We start from the raw sequence: 6,956 nt of genomic DNA, 5'->3' as shown, positions 1-6,956 counted from the left end.
CGCGCTCGAGGCCGCTGCGAGCGCCGCCGGCATCGAACGGCGCACCGTGCGGGCCGTCGTCATCGGCGTGCAGGCCGCCGTCGACGTCGAGGGCGATGCGCTCGACCTCACCGACACGCTGCCCGGCTGGCCGCTGGCCGGGGCCCGCAGCTCCATCGCGCACTCCCTGGGCCTGCGCGTCCTCGTCGACAACGACGTCAACCTGGCCGCCGTCGCCGAACGGCAGGTCGGCCGCGCCCAGCAGGCCGGCGACTTCGTGCTGCTGTGGCTCGGCGACGGCGTCGGGGTCGCCGTCGACGTGGCCGGCACCGTGCACCGCGGCACCTCGGGCCGGGCCGGTGAGATCGGCTACCTGTCCGCCCCGGTCGCCGCCGCCCAGGTCGACCCGCAGGCGCACGACCTCACCGAGCTGCTCGGCCGCACCGGCGTCGACCGGATGCTGGCCCGGCTGGGCGCACCCGACCTGGCCACCGCGCTGGCCGGCCCGCACGCCCGCGAAGCCGTCGACGAGCTCGCCACCCGGATCGCGCTGGGCACCCAGTCCGTGCTGGCGGTGCTCGACCCCGAGCTCGTCGTGCTCGGCGGCCCCACCGGGCTGGCCGGTGGCGACGGGCTCGCGCGCGCCGTCGCCGACCGGATCGCGACCGGTTCGCACTGGCACCCCCAGGTGCACCCCGGTGCCGTCACCACCCACCCCGTGCTGGTCGGGGCCCGGCGGCTCGCCGTCGGCCTGGCCCGCGACCTCCTGCTCGACGCCGTCTCCACCACCTCGCTCGACCGCATCGAAGGGACCGCCCCATGAGATCTGTCCGTCGGCACCGCCTCGCCCTGCCCGCCGCCAGCGTGCTGGTCGCCGCACTCGGGCTGGCCGGGTGCAGCACCAGCTCCGGAGGGTCCGGGACCGCCGCGAGCGCCGCCCCCACCCACCTGTCCGGCACCGTCTCGCTCTGGCACTTCTTCACCGACCGCGAGGCCGACGTCGTGCAGCAGGCCGTGGACTCGTTCGAGAAGGCCAACCCCGACGTCACGGTCGACGTCCACTCCGGCCAGGACGACGAGAAGCTGCAGAAGGCGATCAGCGCGGGCGACAACGTCGACGTCGGCATCTCCTACTCGACCGACATCGTCGGCAACTTCTGCTCCACGGGCGCGTTCCTCGACCTCACGCCCTACCTCACACGCGACAAGGTCGACCTCAGCCAGTTCTCCGACACGGTGCGCAGCTACACCGAGTTCAAGGGCACCCGCTGCACCATGCCGCTGCTGCAGGACGTCTACGGCCTCTACTACAACAAGGCCCTGCTCTCCGCGGCCGGCTACAGCGCACCGCCCAAGACCCTGAGCGAGCTGGAGGCGATGGCCGACAAGCTCACCACCTTCAACGCCGACGGCTCGATCGCCACCCTCGGCTTCAACCCGCTGCAGGGCTGGTACGAGAACGCCTCGTCGCACTACGGCCCGGCCGCCGGCGCCACCTGGCTCAAGGACGACGGCACCTCCGCGATCGGCACCGACCCGGCGTGGGCCGAGCTCATCGAGTGGCAGAACGCCTACGTGCAGAAGATCGGCTACGACAAGCTCAAGGCCTTCAGCGCCGCGAGCGGCCAGGAGTTCTCCGCCGACAACGACTTCCAGACCGGCCGCGTCGCGATGAACCTCGACGGGGAGTACCGCACCGCGTTCATCGCCGACCAGGCCCCGACCCTCGACTACGGCACCGCACCGTTCCCGACGGCCGACGACCACACCGACCTGTACGGCGGCGGCTACGTCACCGGCAACATCGCCGGCATCGCCAAGGGCTCGAAGAACCCCGAGCTCGCCTGGGCCCTGCTCAAGTACCTCACCACCGACACCGACGCCCTCGTCGCGCTGAGCAACGGGCTGAAGAACGCCCCCACCACGACGGCCGCGCTGCAGTCGCCGAACCTGCAGGTGAGCGCCCAGTTCAAGACGTTCCTCGACATCGCCGCCTCACCGCACGCGGCCACCACGCCCGCCAGCCCGCTCGGCTCCGGCTACCAGACCGCGTTCCAGGACTTCTGGACCGGCACCCAGTCCGCACCGCTCACCGACCTGGCGTCCGGGCTGGCCGGGGTCGACAAGGACATCGACAACCAGCTCTCGCTGGTCGCCGGCCCGTGACCAGCCCGCAGCCGGTGCTCCGCCTCGGGGCGCTCGAACGGGGCCGGCGCCGCGCGGCGCTGGCGATGCTCAGCCCGACGCTGGCCGGTCTGGTGGTGTTCTTCGTCCTGCCGCTGCTCGCGACGATCCTGCTCAGCTTCACGCGCTACAACCTGCTGAGCCCGCCGCAGTGGATCGGGCTGCGCAACTACCAGTACCTGTTCACCCAGGACCCCAAGGTCTGGACCTCGGCGGGCAACACCCTGTGGTTCGTCGTGGTGCTGGTGCCGGTGCGGGTGCTCACGGCCATGGGGGTGGCCGCGCTGCTCATCCGGGTCCGGCGCGGCTCGGGCTTCTGGCGCACCGTGTTCTACCTGCCGGCCCTCGTGCCGCCGGTGGCCTCGGTGGTGGCGTTCGTCTTCCTGTTCACCCCCGGCGGCGGGCCGGTCAACACCGTGCTCGGGGCGCTCGGCCTGCCGCAGCCGCTGTGGTTCAACGACCCGCAGCTGGCCAAGCCGTCGCTCGTGCTGCTGGGGATCTGGGTGATGGGCGACGTCATGGTGATCTTCCTCGCCGCCCTGCTCGACGTGCCGCGTGAGCTGTACGAGGCCGCCGAGCTCGACGGCGCCGGACCGGTCGCCAAGACCTGGTACGTGACGCTGCCGACGATCGCGCCGGTCATCGGGTTCGCCGCGATCACCGGTGTCATCGCCGCGCTGCAGTACTTCACCGAGGCGGCGGTGGCCTCCACCGTCGCCTCGGGGAAGGCCGGTGCCGGGTCGTCGGCCACCGACGTCCTCGGGTACCCGGACAACGCCCTGCTCACCTACGCCCAGTGGCTGTACGTGCGCGGGTTCGGCAGCTACCAGCTGGGGTACGCCTCGGCGCTCGCGGTGCTGCTGTTCGTCGTGGCGGCCGCCGCCGTGACGTTCACCCTGCGCAAGGTCAAGGCGTTCTCCCCCGAGGAGGCGATGTCATGAGCGCCGTCCTGACCGCGGGCGGGGCCACCGTGCCGACCGCGACGTCCGCCCGTCGTCGGCGGCGCCGGTCGCTGCCGGCCGTCGTCGCCGAGCACACCGGGCTGGCGGTGCTCGCGGTGCTGTTCATGGCACCCGTCGTGTTCGTCGTGCTCACGGCGTTCATGCCGTCCAGCCAGGCGCTCACCGGGTCGTTGTGGCCGCACCCGTGGACGTGGGAGAACTTCGCGACGGCGTTCACCCGGGCGCCGCTGGCCCGCTGGTTCGCCAACTCGGCGCTCTACGCGGTGCTGGCCACGGGCTTCATGCTCGTGTCGTCGATCCCGGGTGCGTACGCCCTGGCCCGGATCCGGTTCCGCGGCGCCACCCTGGTGTTCGCCGCGATCGTCGTGATGATGCTGCTGCCGCCGCAGATCACGTCGGTGCCGACCTACATCGTGTGGGCGAAGCTGGGGCTGACCGGCACGCTGTGGCCGGTGATCCTGCCCAACCTGCTGGGCGACGCGTTCTCGATCTTCCTGCTGCGCCAGTTCTTCCTCACCATCCCGCGCGACTACTCCGACGCGGCACGGCTGGACGGCAACGGCGAGTGGGGCGTGCTGCTGCGGGTGATCGCACCGATGGCCCGCCCGGGGATCGCCGCCGCCGGGCTGTTCATGTTCTTCAACTCGTGGAACGACTACTACGGCCCGCTGCTGTACGCCTCGGAGAACCCGTCCTGGTGGCCGGTGGCGTACGGGCTGGCCACGTTCCGCGGCATGCACGGCACCGACTGGAGCCTCACCATGGCGATCACGCTGCTCGTCATGGTGCCCGTCGTGGTGCTGTTCTTCTTCGCCCAACGCGTCTTCGTCGAGGGCATCGCACTGACCGGAATCAAGGGATGACCATGAAGCTCACCATCGTCGGGGGCGGTTCCACCTACACCCCCGAGCTCGCCGACGGGTTCGCCCGGCTGCGGGACAGCCTGCCGCTCGACGAGCTGTGGCTCGTCGACCCCGACACCGAACGCCTCGCGCTGGTCGCCGGGTTCTGCCAGCGGCTGCTGTCCGCCGCAGGGCACCCGGCGCGGGTGGTCGCCACGTCCGACCTGGTCGCAGGGGTGTCCGATGCGGACACCGTGCTGGTCCAGCTGCGCGTGGGCGGGCAGCACGCCCGGCACGGCGACGAGACCTGGCCGCACCGCATCGGCTGCATCGGGCAGGAGACCACCGGACCGGGCGGTCTGGCCAAGGCGCTGCGCACGGTGCCCGTCGTGCTCGACATCGCCGAGCAGGTGCGCCGGTACGCCAAGCCGGACGCGTGGATCGTCGACTTCACCAACCCGGTCGGGATCGTCACGCGCGCGCTGCTGCAGGCCGGGCACCGGGCCGTCGGGCTGTGCAACGTGGCCATCGGGTTCCAGCGCCGGTTCGCCGCGCTGCTCGACGTGCCGCCCGAGCAGGTGGCGCTCGGCCACGTGGGGCTCAACCACCTCACGTGGGAGCGCTCGGTGACGGTCGGCGGCACGGATGTGCTGCCCGGCTGGCTCACCTCGCGCCTGGACGAGCTGGCGGAGGAGGTCGAGCTCGCCCCCGCGCTGCTGTCGCTGCTGGGCAACGTCCCGTCGTACTACCTGCGCTACTACTACGCGCACGACGAGGTGCTCCGCGAGCAGATCGGCCGGCCCACCCGCGCCCAGGACGTGCTGGAGGTGGAGCGCGAGCTGCTGGAGATCTACGCCGACCCGGCCGAGCACACCAAGCCCGAGGCGTTGTCCCGCCGCGGCGGCGCGTTCTACTCCGAGGCCGCCGTCGAGCTCATGGCCTCGTTGCGCCAGGACGCGGGCGATGTGCGCGTGGTCAACCTGCGCAACGCCGGCACGCTGCCCTTCCTGCCCGACGACCACGTGATCGAGGTGCCGGCCAGGGTCTTCGGCGACCGGGTGGAGGCGCTGCCGGTGGCCCCGCTGCCCGAGGGCATCGCCGGGCTCATCGGTGCGGTGGCCGGGTACGAGCGGCTCGCGCTGGACGCCGCGGTGCACGGTGGCCGCGACCGGGTGCGTGCCGCGCTGCTGGCGCACCCGCTGGTGGGCCAGTGGGACCGCGCCGAGCAGGCGACCGATCTGCTGCTGGCCGCCAACCGCGACCATCTCGCGTGGGCCCGGTGATGGGTCCGGCGCACACGGCACCGCCCGGGTCCGGGCCGGACGGGCACCCGGGGGTGCTGGTCGCGGTCGACGGCGGCGGGTCGAAGACCGATGCGGTCGCACTCACCCGCGACGGCACGCTGCTGGGCTACGCCCGCGGGGGTCGGTCGAGCCCGCAGCTCATCGGCCTGGAACCGGCCGTCGCGGTGATCGACGACCTGGTCACCCGGGTGGCCGCCGGTGCGCCGGTCGACGCGGCGCACCTCTACCTGTCGGGGCTCGACCTGCCCGTCGAGATCCGCACGCTGGAGCAGGCGGTCGCCGACCGGCCGTGGGCCCGCACCGCGCTGCACGCCGACAACGACCTGTTCGCCCTGCTGCGGGCCGGCACCGGTGAGCCGGATGCCGCGGCCGTGGTCTGCGGCACCGGGATCAACGCGCTCGCGGTCCGGGCCGACGGCGAGGTGGCACGGTTCGCCGCGCTCGGCGCCATCTCGGGCGACTGGGGCGGCGGTGGGTCGCTGGGCCAGTGCGCCCTCTGGTACGCGGCCCGGGCCGTGGACGGACGCGGTGCGCCGACCGCACTGGCCGAGGCGGTGCCGCACGCGCTCGGGGTGGCCTCGGTCCCCCAGCTCATCGAGGACCTGCACCTGGGCTTCCTCGAGGAGCACGTGCTGGCGAGCCTGGCCCCGCTCGTGCTGCGGCTGGCCCGGGAGGGCGACGACGTCGCGGTGTCCCTCGTCGACCGGTTGGCGCGCGAGGTGGCGACCATGGCCGTGGCCGCGCTGCGCCGGCTCGGGCTCGACGACCGGGAGGTGCCGGTCGTGCTCGGCGGCGGGGTGCTCACCTCGGGCGACCGGCGGCTGCTCGACCAGACCCGCGAGCTCATCGGGGTCGAGGCACCGCGCGCCGTCCCCGTGGTGATCGACGCCGCACCGATCGTCGGGGCGTCCCGGCTGGTGCTGGAGGCCGCCGGCGCGACCCCCGAGGCCGTGCGGGCGGGCACCCAGGCGGTGACGGCGGCGCTCGTCGCACGTCGCTGAGGCGTCGGGCCGGCCGGGCACCCCCGGGACGGTCGGCGGTCCGCCGACCCCGTCGGCTCTGGCAGCATCGGCACCGTGCGCGCCGTGGTGATCCGCCAGTTCGAGGTCCCGCCGACCGTCGAGCAGGTGCCCGACCCGTCCTGCCCGCCCGACGGGGTGGTGCTGCGGGTCGAGGCGACCGGGGTGTGCCGCTCGGACTGGCACGCCTGGTCGGGGCACGACGGGGACGTGCACCTGCCGATCGTCCCGGGCCACGAGCTCGCGGGGACCGTCGTGCAGGTCGGGCCGCAGGTCAGCGACTGGCGACCGGGTGCCCTCGTCACCGTCCCGTTCGTCTGCGCGTGCGGGGTGTGCGCCACCTGCCGGGCCGGTGAGCACCAGGTGTGCCCGGACCAGCAGCAGCCGGGCTTCACCTACGACGGCTCGTACGCCGAGCTGGTCGCGGTGCCGCACGCCGACACCAACCTGGTCGCGGTGCCCGACGGGGTGTCGGCGGTCACGGCGGCGAGCCTCGGCTGCCGGTTCGCAACGGCCTACCGGGCGCTGCACGTGCACGGCCGGGTCCGCGCCGGTGACGAGGTGGTGGTGCTCGGCTGCGGCGGCGTCGGGCTGTCCGCGGTGATGATCGCCGTCGCGGCGGGTGCGCACGTCGTCGCGGTCGACCCCTCCCCGGCGGCGCGTGCG

At 73.4% G+C, this 6,956-nt stretch carries 7 protein-coding genes; all 7 read left to right on the top strand.

The window, feature by feature from the left end:
* Window positions 1-802: ROK family protein (locus F2B26_RS13545; RefSeq protein WP_159810237.1), on the top strand; the 802-nt coding region annotated here is incomplete at its 5' end.
* A complete protein-coding gene (locus tag F2B26_RS13540) occupies window positions 799-2,145 on the top strand; it encodes an extracellular solute-binding protein (RefSeq protein ID WP_159810235.1) in 1,347 nt (448 codons plus the stop codon). The genes F2B26_RS13545 and F2B26_RS13540, both read left to right, overlap by 4 nt.
* Window positions 2,142-3,104, top strand: coding sequence for a carbohydrate ABC transporter permease (locus F2B26_RS13535; protein WP_235929676.1), 963 nt, complete (start codon window positions 2,142-2,144; stop codon window positions 3,102-3,104). Before F2B26_RS13540 ends, F2B26_RS13535 begins: the two co-directional genes overlap by 4 nt.
* Entirely contained in the window at window positions 3,101-3,988 is an 888-nt protein-coding gene (locus F2B26_RS13530; protein WP_159810233.1) for a carbohydrate ABC transporter permease, read from the top strand. The genes F2B26_RS13535 and F2B26_RS13530 overlap by 4 nt, the downstream gene beginning before the upstream one ends.
* Window positions 3,985-5,250 carry a 6-phospho-beta-glucosidase gene (locus tag F2B26_RS13525; protein WP_235929675.1) on the top strand — a complete coding sequence of 422 codons (1,266 nt, stop codon included), beginning with the start codon at window positions 3,985-3,987 and terminating at the stop codon, window positions 5,248-5,250. The genes F2B26_RS13530 and F2B26_RS13525 overlap by 4 nt, the downstream gene beginning before the upstream one ends.
* Window positions 5,238-6,272: an N-acetylglucosamine kinase gene (locus F2B26_RS13520; RefSeq protein ID WP_235929674.1), complete on the top strand. Its 1,035-nt coding sequence runs from the start codon at window positions 5,238-5,240 to the stop codon at window positions 6,270-6,272. The genes F2B26_RS13525 and F2B26_RS13520 overlap by 13 nt, the downstream gene beginning before the upstream one ends.
* Before the next feature lie 75 nt (window positions 6,273-6,347).
* The coding region (locus F2B26_RS13515; protein ID WP_159810231.1) for an alcohol dehydrogenase catalytic domain-containing protein at window positions 6,348-6,956 on the top strand (609 nt) is incomplete at its 3' end.

The organism is Cellulomonas citrea (assembly GCF_009829685.1).
GTDB classification, from domain to species: Bacteria; Actinomycetota; Actinomycetes; order Actinomycetales; family Cellulomonadaceae; genus Cellulomonas; species Cellulomonas citrea.
Note: the sequence above shows the minus strand (reverse complement) of the source record. Positions and strands in the feature narration are given on the sequence as shown.